The following is a 24,890-nucleotide window of genomic DNA, read 5'->3' on the forward strand; positions in this document are numbered from 1 at the left end:
TCCTCGCGCTCACTCTTCCCGGGGCGCTGGGTTGGTCGGCGGTTCCAGTACCTGGCGCCCCTGACCGGACACCGGGCAGCTCGTCCGGACCGGGCAGACCCGGCACTTCGAGTTGGCGACCGCGGCGAAGGTGGCCGCGGCCATGGTATCCGCGGTACGCCGGACCAGCGCCGTCGCCCAGCCGGCCGCCGGTCCCTCCCCGGCCGCGGCCTGGGCCTGCTCCTTGGCGTCCTTGGCCGACGTGCCGAGCTGCACGAGTGCGGCGCCCCCGGACTCGGCGCCGAACTCGGCGAAGCCCCCCGCCTCGACCGCTGCCTGGTACGCCCCGAGCTGCGGGTGCTCGGCCACCTCCCGCTCGGTGACGGCGGTCGACTTGCCGGTCTTCAGGTCGATCACCACGAGCCGCCCCTCGGCGTCGACCTCCAGCCGGTCCACCCGGCCGGCCAGCTCGACGGGCCGGTGCGGGTCGTCGAGGCGTACCGCGAACTCGTGCTCGATGGCGAGCAGCCGGCGCGGGTTGCCGGCCAGCCAGCGGAGCAGTTTGTCCACCATGGCCTCGGCGCGGGCGCGTTCCGGACCGACCATCCAGCGGGCGGCCAGCTCGATCGCGTCGAACCGGGCGGCCACGTACTCCAGCAGGGTGGTCCGGTCGACGCTGGCGTCCTCGGCCAGCATCGCGGCGGCGTGCACCAGGTTGCCGACGCCCTGCGCGGCGCTGGCCGGCGCGCTGCCGCCGTGCCGTTCGAGCAGCCAGCGCAGGCTGCACCGGAGCGCGCTCTCCATCGCCGACGGGGTGACCCGGACCGGCTCGCCCTCGTCGACCAGCGGCCGGTCGTCGGAGAGGCCGCGCAGCCCCCACCAGTCGTCGGGGTGGGCGCCGGGCACCCCGGCGGCGGCCAGCCGGGCCAGTTCGGCCGCCGCCGCATGCCGCCGGGTGGGCGGCGCCGCCGGGTCGGTGACCGCGGTACGCAGCTCCGCCACCAGCGCGGACAGGGTGAGCCCGCGCGGCGGCAGGGTGACCGGCAGGGCGGCCGGCGGCGCCCCCTGCGGGTCCTCGTCGACGGTCGGAACCGGCCCGTCGTCGGGTGGTGCGGAGCCGGGACCGGCCGGCTTCGGCGCCGGGTCGGGGCCGGCGGGGGCCGCGCCGCCCCCGGTCGCGGGCGGCTCGGTGGCACCCAGCTCGTGCAGGAAGCGGCTGGGCTGCTCCTCGTGGTCGTCGCCGCCGACCGCCGCGGACGCGACCGCGGTGACCAGCAGTCGACGCCGGGCCCGGCTGACCGCGACGTGGAACAGCCGCCGCTCCTCGTCGAGCAGTGCCGAGGTCTGCCCGACCAGGCTGGCCCGGACCCCGGTGTCGTCGGCCCGGCCGGCGAGCACGTCGACCAGCCGTTCCGAGCCGAGCAGGCTGCCCCGCAGCCGCAGGTCCGGCCAGACGCCCTCCTGCACCCCGGCGATCGCGACCAGGTCCCACTCCAGGCCCTTGGCGGCGTGCGCGGTGAGCAGGCGCACCGCCTCGCCCCGGTCGGCGCTGGCGGCCAGAGTGTCGGCCGGCAGGTCCTGCCCGAGCACGTGGTCGAGGAAGACCTCGGTACGCGCACCGGGCAGCCGGTCGGTGAACCGGGCCGCCGCGTCGAAGAGCACCAGCACCGCGTCGAGGTCCCGGTCGGCGGCCTCCGCCCGCCAGCGCTGCGCGGTCTCGTGCTCGCCGGTGGCCGCCCGGCCCCGGGTGATCGCGCCGGCCCAGCGCTCGGCCAGCCCGCTCTCCCGCCACACCGCCCAGAGCACGTCTTCTGCCGTGGCCCCGGGCGTGGCCGCGGCCTGCCGGGCGGTCGCCAGCAGGTGCGCCACCGCCTGGGCGGGCGCCGCCCAGCGCCGCTCGATGGTGGCCAGCTCGGCCGGGTCGCCCAGCGCCTCGACGATCAGCTCGCCGGACGGGCGGCGGTCGCCGGCGGCCAGCGCGAGCGCGCGCAGCCCCTGGCGCAGCCGCCGCTCGGCGAGCGGGTCGGCGCCACCGAGCGGCGAGTGCAGCAGGGCGACCGCGGCCTCATCGTCCAGCCGGTCCGGCTCAAGGGCGCAGCGGAGCAGGAGCAGCAGCGGGGCCACCGCGGGCTGGAGGTGCAGCGGCAGGTCCTCGCCGTGCACCACGGTCGGCACGCCGGCGGTGTGCAGGGCGCGTTGCAGCGACGGCAACTGCCGGCCGGTGGCGCGGACCAGCACCGCCATCCGGGACCAGGGCACCCCGTCGAGCAGGTGCGCCTCGCGCAGGGCGTGGGCCAGCCAGGCGGACTCGCTGGTCGCCGAGCGGAAGGTGCGTACCTCGACCGTGCCGGGCGGCGCGTCGGGCAGCGGTCGCAGCCGCCGGTGCCCCGCCGGGCCGCGCAGCCGGCGGGCCAGCCGGGCGGTCGCGGCCAGCAGCTCCGGACCGGCCCGGTAGGACGTGGTCAGCGTGACCTGCGCGGCCGGCGCCCCGGAGGCGGTGCGGAACCGGTGCGGGAAGGTGGTCACGCCGGCCGGGTCGGCGCCCCGGAAGGCGTACGTGGAGGAGTCCGGGTCGGCGAAGGCGACCAGGGACTTCCCCCCGCCGGCGAGGACGGCGAGCAGCTCGAGCTGGGCGGGGTCGGTGTCGGCGAGCTCGTCGACGTAGATGTGGGCCAGCCGGCGGCGCTCGGCCGCCAGCAGCTCCGGGTCGTCGCGCAGCATCCCGGTGGCGGCCCGGACCAGCTCCGCCGGGTCGTACGCGATCGAACCCCGGTTGCTCACGTCGCGCAGGGCGAGCACGGCCACGTACTCCCGGAGGAAGCGGGCGGCGGCCGGCCAGTCGGCGCGGCCCAGCTTCTCCCCCAGGCGGGCCAGCTCGACCGGGCCGACACCCCGCTCGGCGGCGCGCATCAGCAGGTCGCGGAGCTGCTGCGCGAACGCCCGGGTCCGCAGCGCGGGGCGCAGGTCCGCCGGCCAGCCGACGGGGTCGTCCGCGGGTTCCTCGCCGACCACGTCGAGCAGCTCGCGGATGATCAGATCCTGCTCGGGACCGGTGAGCAGCCGGGGCGACGGCTCGCCCCGCTCGGCGGCGGCCCGGCGGAGCAGGCCGAACCCGAACGCCGGGAAGGTGCGGACCAGTGGCTCGCGGACCACCCGGGCGGGCCGGGTCGCGGTGCTGCTCGCCGCGGGCGGACTGCTGGCCGCTCGCCCGCCCTGGTGAGGCTGGCCGGCGCCGGCGATCCGCGCCTCGATCCGGTGGCGCAGGTCGGTGGCGCCCCGCCGGCTGAAGGTGAGCACCAGGATGCGTTCGGGGTCGACGCCCTCCGCCACCCGCGCGGCGACCGCCTCGATGAGCGTGTCGGTCTTGCCGGTGCCCGGGCCGCCGAGCACCAGCATCGGCCCGTCGGTGTGCGCGACCACCTCGGCCTGTGCCGGGTCGGGCCGGCGCGGCGGCGGGTAGGCGGCATCGTCCGCCGACCCCCCGGATCGCGGCTCCGCCAAGGTCGCCCCAACACCGGGCCGACCGACCCCCTGCCCCGCCCCGCCGGCACGGCCGACCCCCGTCGCCGCGCCGCCAGGCCGGCGCACCAACCGGTACGCCTGCACCGCCTCATCCCACCACGCCGGTACGACACCCCACCGCCCCCACCCGCCCCTTCTGCTTGATCATGAGGTTGGCGGCACCCACAGAGATCAACTTCACGGTCAACCTCATGATCGACAGGCCTGGATCGGGCCCGGCCCGGGCGGGGGTGGGGGTGGGTGGTGGGTCAGGTGAGGTGGGTGTCGAGGAGGTCCAGGGCGGCGGGGACGGTGTCGGCGACCAGGAGGAGGTCGAGGCCCGCCGGCTTGAGGAAGTGGTGGTCGGCGAGGGTACGCAGCCAGTCGAGCAGCGGTCGGTAGAAGCCGTCCGCGTCGACCAGCACCATCGGCTTGGCGTGCAGGGCGAGGGTGGCCGTGGTCCACACCTCGAACAGCTCGTCGAGGGTGCCGAGCCCGCCGGGCAGCGTGATGAAGGCGTCCGACTTGTCGATCATCAGGGTCTTTCGGCTGGCCATCCCGTCGGTGACCAGCAGCTCGTCGGCGGCCAGGTCGGCGACCTCCAGGTCGACCAGGGCCTGCGGGATCACCCCGAGGGTGTAGCCGCCGGCGGCCCGCGCGCCGTCCGCCACCGCGCCCATCATGCCGACGCAGCCGCCGCCGCTGACCAGGGTGTGCCCGCGCCGGGCCAGCTCCGCGCCGGTCTCGGCCGCCAGGTCCAACCAGCGCTGGTCGAGGGTACGGGAGGAGGCGCAGAACACGCAGATCGCGGCCACGGTCAGCCCCGCCCCGCCGGGCGCTCCCCGGGCTGGTCCCCGGCCGGCCCCTCGGGCGCGGGCTCGGGTGAAAGCCCCGCCGACGGCTCGGCAGCAGCCCTGGCCCGATCCTCAGACGCGGGCTCGGGCGCGGCCTCGGCGGCGGCCTGCTGGTCGGCGGCGACCCGGGCGACCGCCTCCTCGCGGATCGCCTCCTGCTCGGCGGAGAGCACCGCCTCGGCCTCCACGATGTGCCGGACCGCCTCCTCGACGTCGTCGGTGAGGCAGATCAGCTCCAGGTCGGTCGGGCCGATCTTGCCCTCGCCGGCCATGCTGTCCCGCAGCCAGTCGATCAGGCCCCGCCAGTAGTCGATGCCCATCAGCACCACGGGGAAGCGGGTGACCTTGCCGGTCTGCACCAGGGTGAGTGCCTCGAACAGCTCGTCCATGGTGCCGAAGCCGCCGGGCAGCACCACGAACGCCTGGGCGTACTTGACGAACATGGTCTTGCGGGCGAAGAAGTAGCGGAAGTCGATGGCCAGGTCGACCCACTCGTTGATGCCCTGCTCGAACGGCAGCTCGATGCCGAGCCCGACGGAGAGCCCGCCCGCCTCGCTGGCCCCCCGGTTGGCCGCCTCCATCACCCCCGGGCCGCCGCCGGTGATCACCGCGTAGCCGGCGCGGGCCAGGGCGGCGCCCAACTCCTCGGCGAGCCGGCACTCGGGGCTATCCGGCTTGGCGCGGGCCGAGCCGAAGACACTGACCGCGGGCGGCAGGTCGGCGAGGGTGTCGAAGCCCTCGACAAACTCGGAGAGGATCCGCAGCGCCCGCCAGGCGTCCCTGGTCTTCCAGTCTCCCCGGCCCCGGGAGTCCAGCAGCCGCTGGTCGGCCGTGCTGGTCGGGATGGCCCGGTTGCGCAGCGTGACGGCACCCCGGTGCCGTTCTCCCCTCGGCCCGCGGCCGGGTTGCCGCCCGTTGCTCTGGCTCATGGAGCCACCGTAGTGGAGCCACCGCAGTGTGGTGCGGAGCCGGGCGAGCCGGAGAAATTCTTGGCGATCTTGGGCAACTAATTCGCTCGCTCGTACGTCTTACTATTCACATACGGGGTATGCCCCGGGCGCGACCTTCGGGGGAGGGAGCCAGCGTTGATCAGCAACACCGAGATGATCCGGATCCGCCGGCAGATGCAGCGGCGGATCCGCGACGTGGTGGCCGAGCGCCGCCGCGCCCGCATGATGGAAGCCCACCACACCGACCTCACCGGTGAGACCACCGAGCCGGACGCCTCGCTGACGACGGCCGGCTGACCGTCCGCCGGAACGACCCGGGGGGTCCGCGTCACCGACGCGGGCCCCCCGATCGCGTACCCGGGGTCAGGCGGCGAGCCAGCGGTGCAGCGTGGCCGCGCCGTCTCTGATCTTGGTCAGCTCGACGTGCTCGTCGGGGTGGTGGGCCAGGTTCGGGTCACCGGGACCGAAGTTCAGCGCCGGGATGCCCATGGCCGCGAACCGGGCCACGTCGGTCCAGCCGAGCTTGCCGATCGGGGCGGCGCCCACCGCGGCGAGGAACTCCTGCGCGGGGGCGGCCGTCAGGCCGGGCGGGGCGCCCGCCGCCGCGTCGGTGATCGCCAGCTCGAAGCCGGCGAAGACCTCGCGCAGATGCGCCTCGGCCTGCTCGGGCGTCCGGTCCGGGGCGAAGCGGTAGTTGACCTCGACCTCGCACCGGTCCGGCACCACGTTGCCGGCCACTCCGCCGTGGATACGGACCGCGTTCATGCCCTCCCGGTAGTCACAGCCGTCGATGGTGACCCGCCGCGCCTCGTACGCCGCCAGGCGCCGCAGCACCTCGCCGGCCGCGTGGATGGCGTTCACCCCGTGCCAGGAGCGCGCCGAGTGGGCGCGTACGCCGGTGGTCGACACGATCGCCCGCATGGTGCCCTGGCAGCCGGCCTCGACGATCCCGTACGTCGGTTCCAGCAGCACCGCGAAGTCGGCCTGGAGCCACTCGGGGTGGGCCTGGGAGACGAGGGTGAGACCGTTGTACTTCGACTCGATCTCCTCGGCCTCGTAGAAGAAGTAGGTGACGTCGTAGCGCGGGTCGGGCAGGGTCACCGCCAGATGCAGCGCGAAGGCCACCCCGGACTTCATGTCGGAGGTGCCGCAGCCGTACATCAGGTCGCCGCGCATGGTGGACGGGAAGTTGTTGTTGAGCGGAACGGTGTCCAGGTGGCCCGCGAGCACCACCCGCTGCGCCCGGCCCAGGTCGGTGCGCGCCATCACCGTGTTGCCGTGCCGGAACGTGGTCAGGTGCGGTACGCCCCGCAGCACATCCTCGACGCAGTCGGCAATGGCCTTCTCGTTGAGGGAGACGGACTCTATGTCGACCAGGGCGCGGGTCAGCGCCACCGGATCAGCCAAGACCTCGGGGGTCAGCGGGTTCTGCATGGTTGGCACGGTACCGTCATCTGCGGTGAGCACGAGGAGCGAGCGTTCCTGGGCGGCTCGCGTGGGACGCGGTCGCGCGGGAATGGGAGCCGAGCTTGCGAGCCCCCAGCCGCGAACGAAAGGTGCAACTGTGACGTCCTCAGAACCAGCCTGGGGCATCGGACTGGCCACCGTCACCGCTGACGACCAGGTGCTCGACACCTGGTACCCGACCGGCAAGCTGGGACTCGGCGAGCTGCCGCTGGTCCCCGGGGAGGACCAGGCCGACGTGCTCGACCTGCCGCCCGGCGCGGTCGGCGCGCGGGCGCTGCCCGGCCTGCGTACGGTCGAGGTGGTCACCGTGATCGGCTCGCTGGACGATCCGATCAAGGACGCCGCCGACGCGTACCTCCGGTTGCACCTGCTCTCCCACCGGCTGGTGCGGCCCAACGAGCTCAACCTCGACGGCATCTTCGGCAAGCTGGCCAACGTGGCCTGGACCTCGGCCGGGCCGTGCCCACCCGAGCGGGTGGACGAGCTGCGCGTCATCGAGCGGGCCGCCGGCCGCCACCTCGCCGTCTACGGCGTGGACAAGTTCCCCCGGATGACCGACTACGTGGTCCCCTCCGGCGTGCGGATCGCCGACGCGGACCGGGTCCGGCTCGGCGCGCACCTGGCCGCCGGCACCACCGTCATGCACGAGGGCTTCGTCAACTTCAACGCCGGCACCCTCGGCACCTCCATGGTCGAGGGGCGGATCGTGCAGGGCGTGCTGGTCGGCGACGGCTCCGACATCGGCGGCGGCGCCTCGATCATGGGCACCCTCTCCGGCGGCGGCACCGACAAGGTGCGGATCGGCGAGCGAAGCCTGATCGGCGCGAACGCCGGGGTGGGCATCTCGCTCGGCGACGACTGTGTGGTGGAGGCCGGCTGCTACATCACCGCCGCCTCGAAGATCACCCTGCCGGACGGCCGGGTGGTCAAGGCCCGCGAGCTCTCCGGGGTGGACGGGCTGCTCTTCTGGCGCAACTCGGTCACCGGAGCGCTGGAGGCGAAGCCGCGTACCGGCCGGGGCATCGAGCTGAACGCGGCCCTGCACGCCAACGACTGACGCGGGCCGGGGCTGTGGCCGCCCCGGCCCGTCCGCCGTCGGCTCCGCGGCGGGAGACCGCGGACCCGGACGGACACGGTGTTGCCGGCGCTGTCCCCGGGCACCCGACCGGGCATGATTTCGTCGTGACCACCATGAAGGAACGCATGCTCGCCGGCGAGCTGTACATCGCGGACGATCCCGAGATCGCCGCCGATCTGGACCGGGCGGCCCGGCTCACCGAACGGTTCAACACCAGCTCAGGCGACGACCCCGAGGGGCGGCTCGCCGCACTGCGCGAACTGCTCGGCACGGTGGGCGAGGGCGCGTGGGTCCGGCCACCGTTCTACTGCGACTACGGCTGGCAGACCCACCTCGGCCCGCGCACCTTCGTCAACTTCAACGCGGTCTTCCTCGACGTCGCCCGGATCACCATCGGCGCGGACGTCCAACTGGGACCGAACGTGCAACTGCTCACCGCCACCCACCCGGTCGAGCCGGAGCCCCGGCGGGCCAAGTGGGAGGCGGCGAAGCCCATCACGATCGGGGACAACGTCTGGCTCGGGGGCGGGGTCATCGTCCTGGCCGGAGTCACCATCGGGGAGAACACCGTGGTCGGCGCGGGTGCCGTGGTGACCCGGGATCTGCCCGCCAACGTGGTGGCCGTGGGTAACCCGGCGCGACCCGTACGCACCCTCGGCTGAGCGGCGGGCCCGTCACCGCGGCGGCGGTTGGGCCAGCCGGACCACCAGGTCGGCGTGCCCGGCGGTCTCGGCGACCAGGGCGGCGTTCGACTCGTCGCTGCCGAGCGCCCAGGCTCGCGCCTGCTCCGGGGTCTTTCCGTACGCCTCGTGCCGGGCGGTCAGCCGGCGCACCCGCAGCTCGGCGTCCAGGTCGAGGAACCAGACGTCGTGCAGCAGGGTGCGTACCTCCTCCCACGGGTCGTCGCGGAGCAGCAGGTAGTTACCCTCGGTCACCACCAGCCGGACCTCCGGCGGCACCTCGATCGACCCGGCGATCGGCTCCTCCAGGTCGCGCCGGAACGCCGGTGCCCAGACCGATGTGGGCTCGATCCGGCGCAGTCGGCGCAGGGTGGTGACGAACCCGTTGACGTCGAACGTGTCCGGGGCCCCCTTGCGTCCGTCCCGGCCCAGCCGGACCAGCGCCGACTGCGCCAGGTGGAAGCCGTCCATCGGCACCAGCCGGGCGAGCGGCCCGACCTCGGCGACGATCCGCTCGGCCAGGGTGGACTTGCCCGCCCCGGGCGCACCGGCGATGCCGAGCAGCTGCCGCGGGCCGGCGTCGGCGAGGGCGCGCGCCCGGGCCACCAGCTCCTCGACGGGGAGCACCTGCGCCGGAGCGTCCGCCATGTTTCTCACCCTAGTGGCGGGGCGGCCGGAAGGTGCGCCGTGTAGGTGACCGCCCCGGCCGCCACCCGGCAGCCCGTCAGGTGGCCGCCGGCCGCCCCCAACTCCCGCAGGTACGCCAGCTCGCCCGCGTGCTCCGCGCCGGCCGGGAACTCGCACCGGTGGGTGGTGAACGAGCGCTCACCCAGCGCCGCCCGGGCCGCCCGTCCCTCGTCGAGCCGGCCGGTGAGCGCCCCGGCGTCCCCGGCCCGCAACGCGTCGGCGAGCTCGTCGAGGACGGCGCGGACCGCGTCCAGCTCGGTCAGCACCCGCTCCCGGTTGCCGAGCAGCATGTTCGCGGTCCGCTCGGGCGGGCCGCCGGCCACCCGGGTGCCGTCGGAGAAGCTACCCGCGGCGAGCGACAGCACCGCGTCACGCAGCGCGGCCCGCTGCACCGCCCCGGCCAGCGCGCCGGCGAGCAGGTGCGGCACGTGGGAGGCGAGCGCCGCGGCGGTGTCGTGCTCCGGGGCGGACATCGGCACCACCCGGGCGTGGAAGACGTCGATGACCAGCGCGGCGAGCCGCCGGAACGCGTCCAGCCCGGTCGGCCCCGGGCAGAGCACCCAGGCGGCCCCGTCGAGCAGGGTCGGACTGGCGGCGGCGAGGCCGGCCCGGTCGGCGCCGGCCATCGGATGGCCGGGCACGAACCGGTGCCCGAGCCCGTGCAGCATGGCGGCGGTGGCGACGTCCGACTTGGTGCTGCCCACGTCGGTGAGCACGCACCGGTCGTCGGTGGCGGCAGCCACCCGGGCCAGCGTCCGGGGCAGCGTGGGCAGCGGGCCACAGAGGAAGACGACGTCCCGGCCGGCGACCGCCTCTTCCAGCGTGTCCGGGGCGAGGACGCCCTGCCGCTGGGTGTACCGCCGGGTCGCCGGGTCCGGGTCCCAGCCGGTCACGTCGAGCCCGGCGTCCCGGAGGCGGAGCAGCACCGAGCCACCGATCAGGCCGGTGCCGGCCACCGCCGCCCGCGCCAATCCGCCGGTCCCGCCCGTCATCGACCCACCTCGGCGTCCCGTCGTACGGGGGCCGGGTCGGCCCCGCTGGAAGTCCCGCCGAGGATAACGTCCGGGCCGCAGCCTCGACCCCCGGTCACCGTGCGCTTCCAGCGACGGCCACCTGCGCCGCCCTCCCCCGTGATCGTCGCCGCGAATCGCAGGGGCGGTCGGATGGGGACGGAAGGGGGTTGTCCGAGCAGCGCTCACGTCGTACGGTCCCCGGCGACCCGCCCGGCATCGACGGCGGGCGCTTCTCACGGGGAAAGGAAACACATGTCCGCGACGTACCGGGCACTCGCCTCGGTGGTCATGTTGATCGGTTTCTACGTCGTCGCGCTGCTGCAGCTCGCCGCGGTGGCCGCGCTCGGCGTGTGGTTGTTCCACCACACCACCGGCGTGCTGACCGTGAAGCTCCTGCTCCCGCTGCTGCTCGCCCTCGGTGCGGTGGCCGTCGGGCTGTGGAAGGCGATCAGGGTCAGGAGCGAGCCGGCACCCGGCCTGGTCCTGGCCGAGCAGGGGGCGCCGCTGCTCTGGGCGACCGTACGGGAGCTGGCGCAGGCGGTCGGCACCCGGGCGCCGGACGAGATCCGCCTGGTGCCGAACGTGAACGCCGCGGTCACCGAGCAGAGCCGCCTGCTCGGCCTGCTCGGCGGCCGGCGCACCCTCTACGTCGGCCTGCCGCTGCTCCAAGGGATGCGGGTCGACCAGCTCCGCGCGGTGCTCGCGCACGAGCTCGGCCACTACTCGGGCAGCCACACCCGCCTGGGTGGGGTCGCCTACCGGGGCCGACTGGCCATCGAGGAGACGATCGAGCGGATCAGCCCGCGCAACCCGATCGGGTGGGTCTTCAAGGGATACTCGAAGCTCTACCTGCTGGTCGACCGGGCCAACGTGCGGCGACAGGAGCTGGAGGCGGACCAGGCGGCCGTACGCCTCGCCGGCCACGAGGCGATGACCTCCGCGCTACGTACGCTGCCCGCGATCGGCGCGGCCTGGAACTTCTACGAGAGCCGGTACATCGAGCCGGGCTGGGCGGCCGGGCTGGCGCCGGACGACTTCTTCGGCGGTTTCGGCCACCTGCTCCAGGCGCGCCGCGACGAGATCGACGAGGTGCGGGAGAATGCCCCGGACCGGGAGCCGTCCCGCTGGGACACCCACCCGCCGGTCGGGGTCCGGGTGGCCGCGATCGCCCAGATGCCACCGGTGCCGGTGGCGCCGGACGACCGGCCCGCGTGGATCATGCTGGCCGATGTGGCCGCCGCCGGCCGCGCCCTGCAGGGCGCCGTCGTCGCGTACGGATCCCGGCGGCTGCTGCCCTGGGCCGAGTTCACCGCGGAGTCGGTGGCCGCCTCGGGGCAGGAGCAGGCGGACCACCTCTACCGGGCGGCCGGCCGGTTCACCGGCACGCCGTCGCCGGGCCTGCCGACCATCCTGGAGCTGGTCCGCGACCGCCGGCTCGGCGAGTTCGCCGAGCAGTTCTTCCCCGATGCCACCCGCAAGGAGGCCGCGGCGGCCTTCGCCGGGCCGATGGAGACGCTGCTCGACAACGCGGCGGTGCGCTCCGGGCAGGCGTACTGGCAGCTCTCCTGGTCCGGTCCGGCCCGGCTGGTCGGCCGCTCGGGCGAACCCTGGGACCTGGCCGAGATCGCGAAGCTGGCGGTCTCCCCGGAGACCCTGGACGAGGCGCTGGCGCGCCTGGCCGAACGCGGTGTCGACGTACGGCAGTCGACGGTGGTTCAGGCCCGCGCCTCCGCGCGCAACGCCGACCTGATCGGCGCCCTCGCCAACATCAAGATCGACGGCCGGGAGCACGACGTGTTCGTGCTCGACAACGGGCTGGTCCTGGTCCCCGACCCGGGGAAGTCCCACGAGGGTGAGAAGCGACTCAAGCAGGTGCTCGGCGCGACACCGATCGCCGAGCTGGCCGCCCGCAACCCCTACCTGCCGTACGAGGAGATCCGCTCGGCCGAGGTGACCAAGCAGGTGCCGCTGAAGGCGACGCTGACCCTGCACGACGGCCGGACGGTGCAGGTGCAGGAGTTGATGGCCAGCGAGCTGCTGGAGAAGCACAGCCGGGACACCCTGCTGCGGGTGTTCGCGCAGATCAACGACTGACGCGACGCGGCGGCCGGCCCGCAGGGGCCGGCCGCCGCGCGGATCCCACCTGGCCGGCAGGCACGTCAGGGCGGCCGGCCGCTGTGCGGGCAGGCCCTGGGCCGACCGCCGCCCGGCGAGGGTCAGGCTTGGGCGAGCCGGCCGGCGACCGCCGCGATGTGCTCGTCGGACTCGGTCAGCGCCGCCCGGACGTGCCGGGCACCGGCCGGGCCGTAGAAGATCCCGGCGGCGACCAGGATGCCCCGCCGGGCCAACCAGTCGACGGTGTCCCAGCAGTCCTCGTCCCGGGTCATCCACAGGTAGAGCCCGGCCTCCGAGTGCTCGACCGTGAAGCCGGCGCCGGTGAACGCCGCGTACAGCCGCTCGCGCCGGGCGCGGTAGCGCTCCCGCTGCGCGTCGGCGTGCGCCTGGTCGCCCAGCGCGGCCACCATCGCCGCCTGCACCGGGGCCGGCACGATCATGCCGGCGTGCTTACGGATCTTGAGCAGTTCGGCCACCAGCGCCGGGTCACCGGCGACGAACCCGGCCCGGTAGCCGGCGAGGTTGGAGCGCTTGGAGAGCGAGTGCACCGCCAGCACACCCTCGTACGACCCGCCGCAGACCTCCGGCGAGAGGATCGAGACGGGCTCGGCGTCCCAGCCGAGCGGCAGGTAGCACTCGTCACTGGCGACCACCGCGCCGCGCTCGCGGGCCCAGTCGACCACCTTGCGCAGGTGGGTGGCGGGCAGCACCCGCCCGGTCGGGTTGCCGGGCGAGTTGACCCAGACCAGCCGTACCCGGGGGGTAGGGCCGACCGCGGTCAGCGAGTCGGTGCGCATCGTGGTGGCACCGGCCAGCCGGGCCCCGTCCTCGTAGGTCGGGTAGGCGATGGACGGCACCACCACCACGTCACCCGGACCGACGCCGAGCAGCGTGGGCAGCCAGGCGACCAGTTCCTTGGAACCGATCGTCGGCAGCACCCCGAGCCCGTCGACGCCCGCGCCGCAGGCCCGGGCCACCCAGGCCGCGATGGCGTCCCGCAGCGCGGGGGTGCCCGCGGTGAGCGGGTAGCCCGGGGCGTCCGACGCGTCGGCCAGCGCCTGCCGGATCACCGGCGGCACCGGGTCGACGGGCGTGCCCATCGAGAGGTTGATGAGACCGTCCGGGTGCGCCGCGGCCGTCGCGGCCGCGGCGTCCAGGGTGTCCCAGGTGAAGTCGGGCAGCCGCGACGACACCGGCGCGGGCCGGTTCAGTGGCCCTCTCCGCGCGGCGGCTGGGCGGCCACGAACGTGGCGTCCTTCTCCACCTTGCCGATCTTGGAGGCGCCGCCGGGCGAGCCCAGGTCCTCGAAGAACTCGTAGTTCGCCCCGGTGTAGTCCTTCCACTGCTCCGGGACGTCGTCCTCGTAGAAGATCGCTTCGACCGGGCAGACCGGCTCACAGGCACCGCAGTCGACGCACTCGTCGGGGTGGATGTAGAGCATCCGGTTGCCCTCGTAGATGCAGTCGACCGGGCACTCCTCGATGCATGCCTTGTCGAGCACATCCACGCACGGCTCGGCGATGATGTAGGTCACCGGTCTTCTCCTCCGCAAGACTCATCGCGATCACCCGCGACGGTAAGAGCCTAGTATCTCGCCGGGGAGGGGGTCGATCGTGCTCCGACAGCAGGACGTAGGACACCGGATCGTGGTCCGCCGGATTGTGGGGATTCGCGAGGGCAGACCGCTCTTCTCCGACGCACTCGGTGATCTGGTCGAGCTGAGCGAGACCCACATCACGCTGGCCACCGACCATGGGCGGTTACGGGTCCCCGTCGGCGAGGTGCACCGGGCCAAGCGGGTCCCGGCGGCCCGCCGGCCCACCGCCACCGCGGTGGCCGCCCTGGAACTGGCCGCCGACGAGGCCTGGCCCGCCCCGGTACGCGGCCGACTCGGCGACTGGCTGCTGCGCAGCGCCGCGGGCTGGACCGGCCGGGCCAACTCGGCGCTGCCGGTCGGCGACCCGGACCGCCCGCTGCCCGCCGCGCTGGACGCCGTGCAGCACTGGTACGCCGATCACGGCCAGCCGGCCCTGGTGAACACCCCGCTGCCGCTGGCCGCGCCGGTCGGCGCGGAGCTGGACGCCCGGGGCTTTGCCGCCCGGCCACCGGTGCTGGTGCAGACGGCCGCGCTCGCCGCGCTGGCCGCGCCGCCTGCCGGGCGAGCGGGCACCGACCTGGCCCCGGGGTCCCGGCCCGGGCGGGGCGAGCCCCCGGTCGAGCTCACCCCGGCCCCCTCCGACGACTGGCTGGCGATCGCCGCGGGCCGCAAGGGCGGCCTGCCGGACGCCGCCCGACACGTGCTCACCGCCGTGGACCGGATCCGCTTCGCCCACGTGTACGCCGACGGCCGGCTGCTCGCCGCCGGCCGGGGCACGGTGACCGGCGGCGGTCGCTGGCTGGGGCTGACGTCGATCGAGGTGCTGCCCGAGGCGCGCCGGCAGGGGCTGGCCGGCCGGGTGATCCGATCCCTGGTCCAGTGGGGCCTGGCGGAGGGCGCCACGCACGCGTTCCTCCAGGTGGAGCAGCGCAACACCCCGGCCGTGAACCTCTACCGGGGGCTCGGCTTCACGACCCACCACACCTATCTGACCCGGGTCGCCCCGGCCTGACCGGGGGCGGCGCGGGGCACCGCCAGGATCAGCGACGGACCACCTTGCGCGGCTTGGCCGCCTTCAGCTCGGCGAACCGCTTGAGCTGCTGGGAGCGGTAGTCCCGGCCGAGCGCGGTGAGGCTCAGGTAGCCCACCAGCACGCCGGCCGCGGTGGCCGCCAGGTAGAGCCAGATCTGGGCGAAGAACAGCCCGGCGCCCCCGCCGAACGGGTTCTCGCCGACCAGCAGCGGACCGACGAACACGGTCAGCGCCAGCGCCACGGCGACCGCGGCGGCCAGGTCACCGGCCAGGCGGCCCAGCGGCCGGTCGGCACCCCAGCGGAAGGCGAGCACGGCGAGGATCAGCCCGATCACCAGGAACATCGCCAGGGAGACGCGGTCACTGGCGGTGTCGTTGTCCGGAAAAGCGAACTTGATCAGCAACCGGGCCACCACGTTGACCACGAACAGCGCCGCCGCCAGCACGCCGACCGCGCGCCACCGCTCCCTCATCGCACGCCTCCCGCCGTAGCGCCCGCCCCCACGGCGGACTCCTTGGCAGGAATATCTACCACCGCAACCTATGCGGCGTCTGCACCGTGGCACCGAGGCCGGGGCGCAACCGGTCCTCGGGCCCGGCCCGAGTCGGGGCCCAGGCCCGTCGTGCCGGCCGGTTCGGCCGCAACGGTCGCCATGTTCGACTACGCAGCGCGACAACCTGGGTCGATCACTCAGCGTGCACGCCCGCGTCGCCGCCGGTGGGACCCTCTCGGCGCTTTGCTCTGCAGCCACGGACGCAGCACCGCCTTGAGCTGGCCATTCGTCGCGTGCACGGGCACGCATCAGCCCCGGCTGAGACCACGCTACGTTACTGATGCGTGGATGGCTGCAGAGCAAAGGCAGCGACGAGCCGCCGCCTCGGCGAGCCACTCATCACCGTGGGTCATCGACCTGCGCCCCGCGTCCGGTCCGCCGGATGCGCCCACCGGGACGCCGCTCAACCGCATGGGATGCACGGTCGTCCTGCTCGTGGCGGCCGTGATTGCGGGCTGGCCCAGCGGCGACCTGGAGCGCATCGGCGTTACGCGGTCCATCCCGCGCGGTGCCAGCCTCAGTGGGCGGCGTTCGGCGGCACCACGAGCTGCCGGAAGCCCAGCACCGCGAAGGTGATCGCGCCGGCCACCACCAGCCCCAGGCCGAGCAGGTTGTCCCCGCTCAGCGCGAGGTCACCCTCGGCTGTCCGGATCCCGCCCGCGACGATCACCAGGAACCAGGGCAGGGCGGGCAGCGCCGCCGCCCAGCGCGTACCGACCGCGACGTGGGCGAACCAGCCCACCAGGATCGTCAGCACCACCACCGCGGCGATCCCGCCCACCGCGAGGGAGGTCCCGACCACCGCCTTGACCGCGCCGCCGGGCCGACCCTTGACCACCTCCCAGGCCCAAGTGGCGAAGAGCAGCTCCAGCACCGCGGCCAGCACGCCCGCCCAGACCGCCACCACCCCGCCGGCGACCCGCAGGGCGAGGTCCAGCACCCGCGCCGGCCGCGCGGGCGGCGGAGCGGGCTGCTGCTCGGGGGCGACCGACATCGGTACGGCCGGCACCGTCACCGGAGACCGGCCGCCGCGACCGGGGACCGGTCCGGTCCGTCCAGTGGCAGCCCGGCGAAGAGGTCGTCCTCCCAGCCGTACGGGCCGCTGCCCGGGCCCTTCTCGCCGACCGCGAGGGTGAAATATTCCACGCCCATGAACTCGGCGCCGAAGTTGCCGGCGATCGAGTAGAGCCAGGAGGTGGCCGGGATCTGGGTGGCGTGGGCCCGCATCGCCGCCTCCTTGGCGACGTGTCGCTCGGTGGCGTCGATCCGCGCGGCGATCTCCGGGTCCGGCGTGCCGAACGGCAGGTCGTCGACGCCGTCGATGCCGGCGAACGGGTTGTCCGAGGTCTCGGTGAACGCGTCAAGGCCCGCCTCCAGCACGCTGCGCGGCATCGCCGTCCAGTAGACCTTCGCCGGGGCGATCCCCTCGGCCACGGCCAGCTCGTGGGCGCGCATCGCCACCCGGTGGGCCTGGATGTGGTCGGGGTGGCCGTAGAAGCCGTTCGGGTCGTACGTGATCATGACCTGCGGCCGGATCTCCCGCATGATCTCCAGCAGGTGGCCGGCGGCCTCGTCGATGTCGGCCCCCCAGAAGGCCCGGGGGTGCTCGTTGGTGGGCAGGCCCATCATGCCGGAGTCGCGGTAGCGGCCCGCACCGCCGAGGAAGCGGTGGTCGGTGACGCCGAGCGCGGCGCAGGCGGCGGCCAGCTCGCCGATCCGGTACCCGCCGAGCTGGTCGGCCGCGGCCGCGGCGAGCTGGGCCAGCTCCGGTACGTGGATCTCGCCCTCCTCCCCCAAGGTGCAGGTGACCAGGGTGACGTGGGCGCCGGTGGCGGCGTAGTGCGCCATCGTCGAGCCGGTGCCGATGGACTCGTCGTCCGGGTGCGCGTGGACCAGCAGGAGGCGTCGATCGGGCAGCTTCGTCACGACCGTCACTCTAACCGGCGGTCCTCTTCCCCCGACGCTTACGCGTCCGCGCAGGTCGGCCACATCACGCACGACACGCCTCTACGATCCGAGGCGTGGACTATCCCGAGCTGGCCGCCCGTACCCGTCGGTTCAGCCACGGGGCGCCGCGCGCCGTCTCCGTCGCGGACGACGGTTCCCGGGTGATCTTCCTGCGCTCCTCCGGACCGGAGGACCCGGCCGACGCGCTCTGGCTGCTGGACGTCACCTCCGGCGAGGAGCGGCTGGTCGCCGACCCGGCGGTGCTGCTCGGCACGGAGGGCGACCCGACCGCGCTGGCCCCGGGCGAGCGGGCGCTGCGCGAGCGGCTGCGGCTCGCCGCTGGCGGCATCGGCTCTTACGCCCTGGACGCCGCCGGCCGGGTGGCCGCGTTCGCGCTGGCCGGCCGGCTGTTCCGGGCCGACCTGGTGCACGGCGACGTGGTCGAGGTGACCGCGATCGGCCCGGTGATCGACCCCCGCCCCGACCCCACCGGCGAACGACTGGCCTACGTCACCGACGCCGCCGAGGGGGTACGCCGGGGCCAGCTCCGGGTGGTCGAGCCGGACGGCACCGACAACCTCCTGGCCGGTGAGGACAGCGGCGTGACCTGGGGGCTCGCCGAGCACATCGCGGCGGAGGAGTTCGACCGGTTCCGCGGCTACTGGTGGGCTCCGGACGGGCGCTCGGTGCTGGCCGCCCGGGTGGACGAGTCCCGGCTGCCGCACTGGCACCTGCACGACCCGGCCGACCCGGCGAGCCCGCCGACGACCGTCGCGTACCCCCGGGCGGGCGGGCCGAACGCCGAGGTCAGCCTGCACCTGCTCGACCTCGACGGCGGCTGGGTCGACGTGCACTGGGACCGGGAGACCTACCCCTACCTGACCTCGGTCGACTGGGCCGACGGCGGGCCGCTGATCACCGTGCTGCGCCGGTCGCAGCAGCACGGGCTGGTGCTCGCGGTGGACCCGCGTACCGGGGAGACGCAGGTGCACGCGGAGCTGGCCGACCCGCGCTGGGTGGAGCCGATCCCGGGTACCCCGGCACACCTGCCGGACGGTCGGGTGCTGGTCGGCGGCGAGCTGGCCCACGACGGGTACGACGCGCGGTGCCTGTTCGCCGACGGCACCCTGCTCACCCCGCCCTCGCTCTACGTGCGCCGGGTGGTGGGGCGGCTGCCCGCCAACGGCGGCGCCCCGACCGACCTGCTGGTCGAGGCGAGCGAGGGCGAGCCGAGCCAGCGCCACCTCTACCGGGTCCGCACGGTGATCGGCGGCGGGGTGGACGCCCGCCGGATGGGCAGCGACCCGGGCTGGCACACCGCCGCGATCGGCGGCGCCACGCTGGTGGTTGGCATCGCGTCGCTGGAGCACCCGGGCACCCGCTGGACGGTGTGGCACGGCGACCGGGAGGTGGGCGAGCTGCGCTCGCGCGCCGCGACCCCGCCGTACGCGCCGCGGCCGACCATGGTCCGGGTGACCGACCGGCGGCTGCCGAGCGCGGTGCTCTACCCGGGTGAGCACGTCAAGGGCACGAAGCTGCCGGTGCTGCTGGACGTCTACGGCGGGCCGGGGCACCAGGAGGTGATCGCCGCCCGGGCGGCCTGGCTGGAGCGGCAGTGGTGGGCGGAGCAGGGCTTCGCCGTGGTGACCATCGACAACCGCGGCACCCCGGGCATCGCGCCGTCGTTCGAGAAGGCGATCCACCGCCGGGTGGCCGACGTGATCCTGGCCGACCAGGTGGACGCGCTGACCGCGCTCGCCGGCAAGCACCCGGACCTCGACCTGGCCCGGGTGGCGGTGCGGGGCTGGTCGTTCGGCGGCTGGCTGGCCGGGCTGGCGGTGCTGCGCCACCCGGAGCTGTTCCGCTGCGCGATCGTCGGCGCCCCGGTCACCGACTGGGGGCTGTACGACACCGCGTACACCGAGCGCTACCTGGGCATGCCGGACGACGGGATGGACGTCTACGCCCACCATTCGCTGGTCGAGCTGGCCGCCGAGCCGGTCGGCGACCCGGCGCAGGCCCGGCCGATGCTGCTGGTGCACGGCCTGGTCGACGACAACGTGGTGGCCGCGCACACGCTGCGGCTCTCGGCGGCGCTGCTGGCCGCCGGCCGGCCGCACGCGGTGCTGCCGCTCACCGGGGCCAGCCACATGGCCGCCGGGGGCGTCGCCGAACGCCTGCTCCGCCTGGAGCTGGACTTCCTCCGCCGGAACCTGTAAGGAAGGGCACCTGGTGCCGCCCAAGCGATAGCGCAAGAGCCCCTGCTCAACGCGCGGCGTTGAGCAGGGGCCCCTTGCTGTCAGGCCGTCACTGCTTCACGTAGGCGTCCACGAAGCTGGGCCAGCCGAAGATGCTGCCGATGAAGACACCACCGGCCTTCTCGCCGTGTGCGATGGAGGTGACCTCGTTGTACAGCGGCACCGCGGGCGCCGATTCCTTCATGAGCCGCTCGTCCAGCTTGCTCCACTCCTCGGCCTGCTTCGCCGGGTCCTCCGCGAGCACCCGGTCGAACTCGGCGTTGATGGCGTCGTTGTTGAGCTGGGAGGTGTTGTTGCTGCCCTCGGCCTTGATGGCGCGGCCGTCGAAGAGCACCGGCAGGATCGCCGCGCCGCTGGGCCAGTCGGCCGCCCACGAGTCGACCCAGATGTCCCACGGGTTGCTCTTCTTCTTCACGAAGTCGAGGTAGCCGTCCGCGGGGATGGGCTTGATGGTGACGGTGAAGCCGGCCTTCTCCAGGGCGGCCTTGACCTGGGTGGCGGTCTCCTGCTGCCAGGTCTCGTCGCCGGTGCCGAGCACCAGGTTCACCGACTTGCCGGCGAGCAACTCCTTGGCCTTGTCCGGGTTGCCGCTCTCGCCGGCCGGGTACGCGTCGAACTGCTTGTAGCCGAGCGTGGTGGGCGGCAGCAGGGTGGTGAGCGGCACGGCGCCGTACGGGCCGCCGAGGTTCTTGGTGATGCTGCTGCGGTCGATCGCGTAGTTGATCGCCTGCCGCACGGACAGGTCGGTGACCCGCGTCGTGTTGATGCTCAGCCGGAACGCGTTCGGCGTCGCCGCGACGATCATGCGCGCCTTGAGGGCCGGGTCACCGGTAACCTTCGCGATCAGCTCGGACGGCACGCCGCCGGTGGCCACCGCCGCCGCGTCGTTGCCGGTGCCGGCGAGGACCCGGTTGGTCTGGGTGGCCTGGTCCGGGCCGAGCGACCAGACGAACTTGTCCGGGTACGCGTGCCGCACCGGGTCCGTGGCCGGGTCCCAGTTCGGGTTGCGTTCCAGCACCATCTCCACGCCGGGCTGGTTCTTGGTGAACTTGTAGGGCCCGGACGAGAACGGCTGGTTGTCCAGGTTGACGCCGGTGTCCTTGTCCGGCGGCAGCGGCGCGGTGGCCGGCAGCGACACGGCGAACGGCAGGTCACAGCGCGGCTTGTTGAACTCGAAGCGCAGCGTCTGCGCGTCCGGGGTACTGAGGCCCGGCGGCAGCGAGGTCTTGTTGGCCTTGAAGTTCCACTTGGTGTCGTACTGCGGGCTGTCGGCCAGCCACTCCTGCAGGTAGGTGGGGCCGCCGGTCAGGTCGGGGTCGAACGAGCGGGCGATGCCGTACGCGATCTCCTTGGAGGTGATCGGACGGCCGTCCTCGAACTTGACGCCCTGCTTGATCTTGAATTCCCAGACCTTGCAGTCGTTGTTGACGTTCTTGCCGGGGGTCTCGGCCAGGTCACCGACCAGGGTCACGTTGCCCTTGCCGTCGTCCTTGAACGTGGTGAGGAACCGGGCGTAGAGCTGGCTGCCCATCAGCCCGGCGAACGAGTAGACCCGCTGCGGGTCCAGGTGGGAGATCTTGTTCTCCCGCAGGATGTAGAAGGTGCCGCCCTTGGCCGCGCCGGGCACCTCGGCCGCCGGGCCGAGCGAGTCCTTGGGGTCGGTCGCGATGGCGCCGCTGCGGGGCTTGTTGGTGTCCACCTTGTCGGCGTTGTCGCCGGTGTTCTTGCTGCACGCACTGAGGGCGACCACCAGTGCCATCGCACCGCCCATGGCGGTGGCGAGTCTTGCTCGCATACTCACTCCTCCGGGTCCAATGAAGGAAAGCTTCGCTCAGCTTTCATCTGCGGTAAATTTCGAGCAGATAACGAATCGACGGCGACACGCGAGCTCAGCCGAGGCGTACCCGCGGATCGATGTACGCGTAGAGCAGGTCGACCACGATGTTCGCGACGACCACGAAGAGCGCGGAGATCAGCACGGTGGCCATGATGGTCGGCAGGTCGCCCTGGCGGACCGCCTCCACGGCGGTACGCCCCAGCCCCTGGATGCCGAACGTCGTCTCGGTGATGACCGTGCCGCCGAGTGCCGCGCCCACGTCGATGCCGGCGATCGTCACGATCGGGGTGATCGCCGCCCGCAGTGCATGCCGCCCGTAGACCTTCCGCTTCGCCACGCCCTTGGCCCGAGCCGTGCGCACGAAGTCCTCGGAGAGCGTCTCGAGCATCTGGGCTCGGGACAGCCGCGCGTAGATCGCGGAGAAGAGCAGGGCCAGGGTCACCCAGGCGAGCACCAGCCCGCGCGCCCACTCCACCGGATTCTCGAAGATCGGCGTGTACCGGGGCGTCGGCAGGATCTTCAGCGAGTAGACGAAGATCAGCAGGAGCACGGCCCCGACGAAGTAGAGCTGCAACGAGGCGAAGGTCAGCGTGAGCCCGATCGAGACGCGGTCGAGCAGCGAACCTCTCCGGAGTGCCGAGATCATCCCGAGCCCCACCCCGATGGCTAGCCACAGCACCGCCGCCGGGAGCACGACGTTCAACGTCACCGGCAGCACCCGGGCGAAGGTATCGCTGACCGCCTCACTGTTGACGTAGGAGTAGCCGAGACAGGGTGCCTCGCACTTGCCGCCCTGCGCGCTGCCCAGGTCGCGGCCGACGAAGATGCCCTTCATGTAGTTGACGTACTGCTGGGGCTTCGGGTCGTTCAGCCCCAGCTCGGTACGCACCCGCTCCAGGCGTTCGGCGTTGCAGTTCTTCGGGCACATGCCGGTCACCGGGTCGCGGGGCAGCGCGAAGAACATCAGGAAGCTGACGACGCTCACCGCGAGCAGCACCGAGACCGCCAGCAGCAGCCGCTTCAGCAGGAACCGCACCATGTGCCGAACCCCTTACCGTGACGACTTCGGGTCGAGCGCGTCGCGCAGCGCGTCGCCGAAGAGGTTGAACGCGAGCACGAGCGCGAAGATGGTGATGCCGGGGAAGAAGACGTACGCCGGGTCGGTCTGCAGGTAGTCGATGCTGCGGTAGATCATCCGGCCGAAGCTGGGCACCGACTCGGGCAGCCCGACGCCGAGGAAGGACAGGGCCGCCTCGCCCGTCACGTACGACGGCACGGCGAGCGAGAACGACACCAGGATCGGGGCCCAGATGTTCGGCAGCAGTTGCCGGAAGAGCATGTGCCCCAGCCCGGCCCCGCTGGCCCGGGCCGCCTCCACGAACTCCCGCTCGCGCAGCGACACCACCTGCCCGCGTACCAGTCGGGCGGTGCCGGTCCAGCCGAACGCGGCGAAGACCACGATCAGCGTGGTGACCGCGAACCAGGTCGGGATCGCGTCCCGGGGACCGTAGAAGCGCAGCGAGAACGTCGGCACCACGGCCAGCGCGAAGACCAGGAACGGCATCGCCAGGGCGACGTCGGTGAACCAACCGATCACCGCGTCGACCACGCCGCCCAGGTAACCGGCGACGATCCCGAGCACGACACCCATCGTCGTGGTCACCACGGCGGCGCCGAGCGCGATCAGCAGCGAGGTGCGGATGCCGTAGATCATCCGGATGAAGATGTCCCGGCCCAGGCCCGGCTCGAGTCCGAACCAGTGGTCGCCGCTGACCCCGCCCACGTAGCCGAGCGGCATGCCGGTGGCGTCCAGCAGGTCCCCGAACTGCTGGCTCGGCGACGTCCCGTAGAGCCGCGAGATCAGCGGCGCCGCCAACGCCGCCAGGATGAGCACGGCCAGCACGATGCCGCTGACCAGCGCGGTGCGGTCCCGGCGCAGCCGGCTCCAGACCAGTTGGCCGGGCGAGCGCCCGACGAGCCTCTTCTCCTCGGGACCCGCACCGGTGGACTCGATCTCGGCGAGGGCCACGCCCTCGACCGGGGACAGGCTCACTTCGACACCTCCTCGGCGGTCGCGCCGGCCGGCCCGGAGTCCTGGCTGATCGTTCCGGTCTCCGGGTAGTGGCAGGCGGTGAGCTGCCTGCCGCCGTCGCGGGTGATCAGTGGGGGTTCTTCGGTGGCGCAGTGGTCCTGGGCTTTCCAGCAGCGGGTGCGGAAGCGGCAGCCCGATGGTGGGTTGAGGGGGGTGGGCACGTCTCCGGTGAGGCGGATGCGTCCGGCGGGGCCGAGGGTGGTGACGTCGGGGATGGCGGACAGCAGTGCTCGGGTGTAGGGGTGTTGGGGGTGTTGGTAGATGTCGTTGCGGTCGCCGATTTCGACGATTTTGCCGAGGTACATGACGGCGACGCGGTGGCAGAAGTGTCGGACGACGGCGAGGTCGTGGGCGATGAAGACGAAGGCCAGGTCGAGGTCGCGTTGCAGGTCGCGTAGCAGGTTGATGACCTGGGCCTGGATGGAGACGTCGAGGGCGGAGACGGGTTCGTCGGCGACGATGAGTTTGGGGCGTAGGGCGAGGGCGCGGGCGATGCCGATGCGTTGGCGTTGGCCGCCGGAGAATTCGTGGGGGTAGCGGTTGTAGTGCTCGGGGTTGAGGCCGACGAGTTCGAGCAGCTCTTGGACGCGTTTCTTGATGCCGCCGGGTGGGTTGATGCCGTTGACCTGCAGCGGCATGGCGACGATCCGGCCGACGGTGTGGCGGGGGTTCAGCGAGGCGTAGGGGTCCTGGAAGATGATCTGCAGGTCCTGCCGCAGCGGCCGCAACTCACCGCGGCGGGCGTGCGTGATGTCCCGTCCCGCGAACTCGATCGACCCGGAGGTGGAGTCCAGCAGTCGGACCAGCATCCGCCCGGTGGTGGTCTTGCCGCAGCCCGATTCCCCGACCAGGCCGAGCGTCTCCCCCGGCCGGACGTCGAAGTCCAGCCCGTCGACGGCGCGGACGGCGCCCTTGGCCCGAAACCCGTCGCGCACCGGGAAGTGCTTGGTCAGCCCGCGCACCTTGAGCAGTGGTTCGGTCATTGCGCGACTCCCACCTGGGCAATGTCCTGCTGGTAGAGCCGGGTGCGCTCCTCGGCCGGCAGGTGGCAGGCGACCAGGTGTCCCGCCTCCCCAGCCGGCCGCAACTCGGGCACCTCGGTGCGGGAACGGTCTCCGTTACGGTCGGCGTAACGGCAGCGCGGGTGGAAGGCGCACCCCGAGGGCAGGTTGATCAACGAGGGCGGATTGCCCTTGATCGGCACCAGGTCCGCGTCCGCGTCACCGTGCAACGACGGCACACTCGACAA

The 24,890-nt window shown here is 73.4% G+C and carries 21 protein-coding genes and 1 pseudogene; 6 read left to right on the forward strand and 16 right to left on the reverse strand.

Annotated features, from left to right (window positions below):
* Positions 1-9: 9 nt before the first annotated feature.
* The 3 genes and pseudogenes from ACFYM6_RS24210 to ACFYM6_RS24220 form a co-directional block, all read right to left on the reverse strand.
* Complete coding sequence (locus ACFYM6_RS24210; RefSeq protein WP_387278914.1) at positions 10-3,585, reverse strand: ATP-dependent helicase; 3,576 nt, start codon at positions 3,583-3,585, stop codon at positions 10-12.
* 164 nt (positions 3,586-3,749) lie between these two features.
* The gene (locus tag ACFYM6_RS24215; RefSeq protein WP_387278916.1) at positions 3,750-4,295 is read right to left on the reverse strand and encodes a TIGR00730 family Rossman fold protein; all 546 of its coding nucleotides are present in this window, start codon (positions 4,293-4,295) and stop codon (positions 3,750-3,752) included.
* A gap of 134 nt (positions 4,296-4,429) precedes the next feature.
* Positions 4,430-5,263: pseudogene (locus tag ACFYM6_RS24220) on the reverse strand (TIGR00730 family Rossman fold protein); the annotation flags it as partial.
* Positions 5,264-5,419: 156 nt separating this feature from the next.
* On the opposite strand from ACFYM6_RS24220, the gene ACFYM6_RS24225 reads away from it, so the two are divergent.
* A complete protein-coding gene (locus tag ACFYM6_RS24225; protein WP_387278918.1) occupies positions 5,420-5,581 on the forward strand; it encodes a hypothetical protein in 162 nt (53 codons plus the stop codon).
* A 66-nt stretch (positions 5,582-5,647) separates the two neighbouring features.
* On the opposite strand, the gene dapE is transcribed toward ACFYM6_RS24225, so the two are convergent.
* Complete coding sequence (gene dapE / locus ACFYM6_RS24230) at positions 5,648-6,718, reverse strand: succinyl-diaminopimelate desuccinylase (RefSeq protein WP_073834954.1); 1,071 nt, start codon at positions 6,716-6,718, stop codon at positions 5,648-5,650.
* Between the two features lie 82 nt (positions 6,719-6,800).
* On the opposite strand from dapE, the gene dapD reads away from it, so the two are divergent.
* On the forward strand, positions 6,801-7,808 hold the full coding sequence (gene dapD, locus ACFYM6_RS24235) for a 2,3,4,5-tetrahydropyridine-2,6-dicarboxylate N-succinyltransferase (RefSeq protein ID WP_387278920.1): 1,008 nt from the start codon (positions 6,801-6,803) through the stop codon (positions 7,806-7,808).
* A 125-nt stretch (positions 7,809-7,933) separates the two neighbouring features.
* Positions 7,934-8,491, forward strand: a complete 558-nt coding sequence (locus ACFYM6_RS24240) for a sugar O-acetyltransferase (protein WP_387278922.1) — start codon at positions 7,934-7,936, stop codon at positions 8,489-8,491.
* A 12-nt stretch (positions 8,492-8,503) separates the two neighbouring features.
* Here the strand turns inward: ACFYM6_RS24240 and ACFYM6_RS24245 are convergent, their stop codons facing one another.
* Together ACFYM6_RS24245 and ACFYM6_RS24250 are read right to left on the reverse strand one after the other, a co-directional pair.
* On the reverse strand, positions 8,504-9,157 hold the full coding sequence (locus tag ACFYM6_RS24245; RefSeq protein WP_387278924.1) for a nucleoside/nucleotide kinase family protein: 654 nt from the start codon (positions 9,155-9,157) through the stop codon (positions 8,504-8,506).
* A 5-nt stretch (positions 9,158-9,162) separates the two neighbouring features.
* Positions 9,163-10,188 carry a prephenate dehydrogenase gene (locus tag ACFYM6_RS24250; RefSeq protein WP_387278926.1) on the reverse strand — a complete coding sequence of 342 codons (1,026 nt, stop codon included), beginning with the start codon at positions 10,186-10,188 and terminating at the stop codon, positions 9,163-9,165.
* A gap of 273 nt (positions 10,189-10,461) precedes the next feature.
* On the opposite strand from ACFYM6_RS24250, the gene ACFYM6_RS24255 reads away from it, so the two are divergent.
* Positions 10,462-12,303, forward strand: a complete 1,842-nt coding sequence (locus ACFYM6_RS24255) for a M48 family metallopeptidase (RefSeq protein ID WP_387278928.1) — start codon at positions 10,462-10,464, stop codon at positions 12,301-12,303.
* A 122-nt stretch (positions 12,304-12,425) separates the two neighbouring features.
* On the opposite strand, the gene dapC is transcribed toward ACFYM6_RS24255, so the two are convergent.
* Together dapC and fdxA are read right to left on the reverse strand one after the other, a co-directional pair.
* Positions 12,426-13,535, reverse strand: coding sequence for a succinyldiaminopimelate transaminase (dapC, locus tag ACFYM6_RS24260; RefSeq protein ID WP_387278971.1), 1,110 nt, complete (start codon positions 13,533-13,535; stop codon positions 12,426-12,428).
* On the reverse strand, positions 13,532-13,858 hold the full coding sequence (gene fdxA / locus ACFYM6_RS24265; protein ID WP_007464872.1) for a ferredoxin: 327 nt from the start codon (positions 13,856-13,858) through the stop codon (positions 13,532-13,534). Before fdxA ends, dapC begins: the two co-directional genes overlap by 4 nt.
* Positions 13,859-13,937: 79 nt before the next feature.
* Between fdxA and ACFYM6_RS24270 the strand changes: the two genes are divergently transcribed.
* On the forward strand, positions 13,938-14,933 hold the full coding sequence (locus ACFYM6_RS24270; protein ID WP_387278930.1) for a GNAT family N-acetyltransferase: 996 nt from the start codon (positions 13,938-13,940) through the stop codon (positions 14,931-14,933).
* Positions 14,934-14,961: 28 nt separating this feature from the next.
* On the opposite strand, the gene ACFYM6_RS24275 is transcribed toward ACFYM6_RS24270, so the two are convergent.
* The 3 genes from ACFYM6_RS24275 to mshB form a co-directional block, all read right to left on the reverse strand.
* Positions 14,962-15,426 (reverse strand): hypothetical protein, encoded by a 465-nt coding sequence (locus tag ACFYM6_RS24275; RefSeq protein WP_073834779.1) that lies wholly within the window; start codon positions 15,424-15,426, stop codon positions 14,962-14,964.
* A gap of 598 nt (positions 15,427-16,024) precedes the next feature.
* Positions 16,025-16,501 (reverse strand): hypothetical protein, encoded by a 477-nt coding sequence (locus tag ACFYM6_RS24280; RefSeq protein ID WP_387278932.1) that lies wholly within the window; start codon positions 16,499-16,501, stop codon positions 16,025-16,027.
* A gap of 17 nt (positions 16,502-16,518) precedes the next feature.
* Positions 16,519-17,442: an N-acetyl-1-D-myo-inositol-2-amino-2-deoxy-alpha-D-glucopyranoside deacetylase gene (gene mshB, locus ACFYM6_RS24285; protein ID WP_387278934.1), complete on the reverse strand. Its 924-nt coding sequence runs from the start codon at positions 17,440-17,442 to the stop codon at positions 16,519-16,521.
* Between the two features lie 86 nt (positions 17,443-17,528).
* On the opposite strand from mshB, the gene ACFYM6_RS24290 reads away from it, so the two are divergent.
* Complete coding sequence (locus ACFYM6_RS24290; RefSeq protein WP_387278935.1) at positions 17,529-19,673, forward strand: prolyl oligopeptidase family serine peptidase; 2,145 nt, start codon at positions 17,529-17,531, stop codon at positions 19,671-19,673.
* A gap of 88 nt (positions 19,674-19,761) precedes the next feature.
* Here ACFYM6_RS24290 and ACFYM6_RS24295 read toward each other — a convergent pair whose 3' ends face one another.
* The 5 genes from ACFYM6_RS24295 to ACFYM6_RS24315 all read right to left on the reverse strand — a co-directional run.
* On the reverse strand, positions 19,762-21,507 hold the full coding sequence (locus ACFYM6_RS24295; RefSeq protein ID WP_387278937.1) for an ABC transporter substrate-binding protein: 1,746 nt from the start codon (positions 21,505-21,507) through the stop codon (positions 19,762-19,764).
* A gap of 94 nt (positions 21,508-21,601) precedes the next feature.
* On the reverse strand, positions 21,602-22,588 hold the full coding sequence (locus tag ACFYM6_RS24300) for an ABC transporter permease (RefSeq protein WP_387278939.1): 987 nt from the start codon (positions 22,586-22,588) through the stop codon (positions 21,602-21,604).
* Between the two features lie 12 nt (positions 22,589-22,600).
* A complete protein-coding gene (locus ACFYM6_RS24305) occupies positions 22,601-23,602 on the reverse strand; it encodes an ABC transporter permease (RefSeq protein WP_387278941.1) in 1,002 nt (333 codons plus the stop codon).
* The gene (locus ACFYM6_RS24310) at positions 23,599-24,624 is read right to left on the reverse strand and encodes an ABC transporter ATP-binding protein (protein WP_387278943.1); all 1,026 of its coding nucleotides are present in this window, start codon (positions 24,622-24,624) and stop codon (positions 23,599-23,601) included. Before ACFYM6_RS24310 ends, ACFYM6_RS24305 begins: the two co-directional genes overlap by 4 nt.
* Positions 24,621-24,890, reverse strand: a 270-nt coding sequence (locus tag ACFYM6_RS24315) for an oligopeptide/dipeptide ABC transporter ATP-binding protein (RefSeq protein WP_387278945.1), incomplete at its 5' end; no start/stop codon positions are given. The genes ACFYM6_RS24310 and ACFYM6_RS24315, both read right to left, overlap by 4 nt.

The organism is Micromonospora sp. NPDC006431 (genome assembly GCF_042870725.1).
GTDB lineage: Bacteria > Actinomycetota > Actinomycetes > Mycobacteriales > Micromonosporaceae > Micromonospora.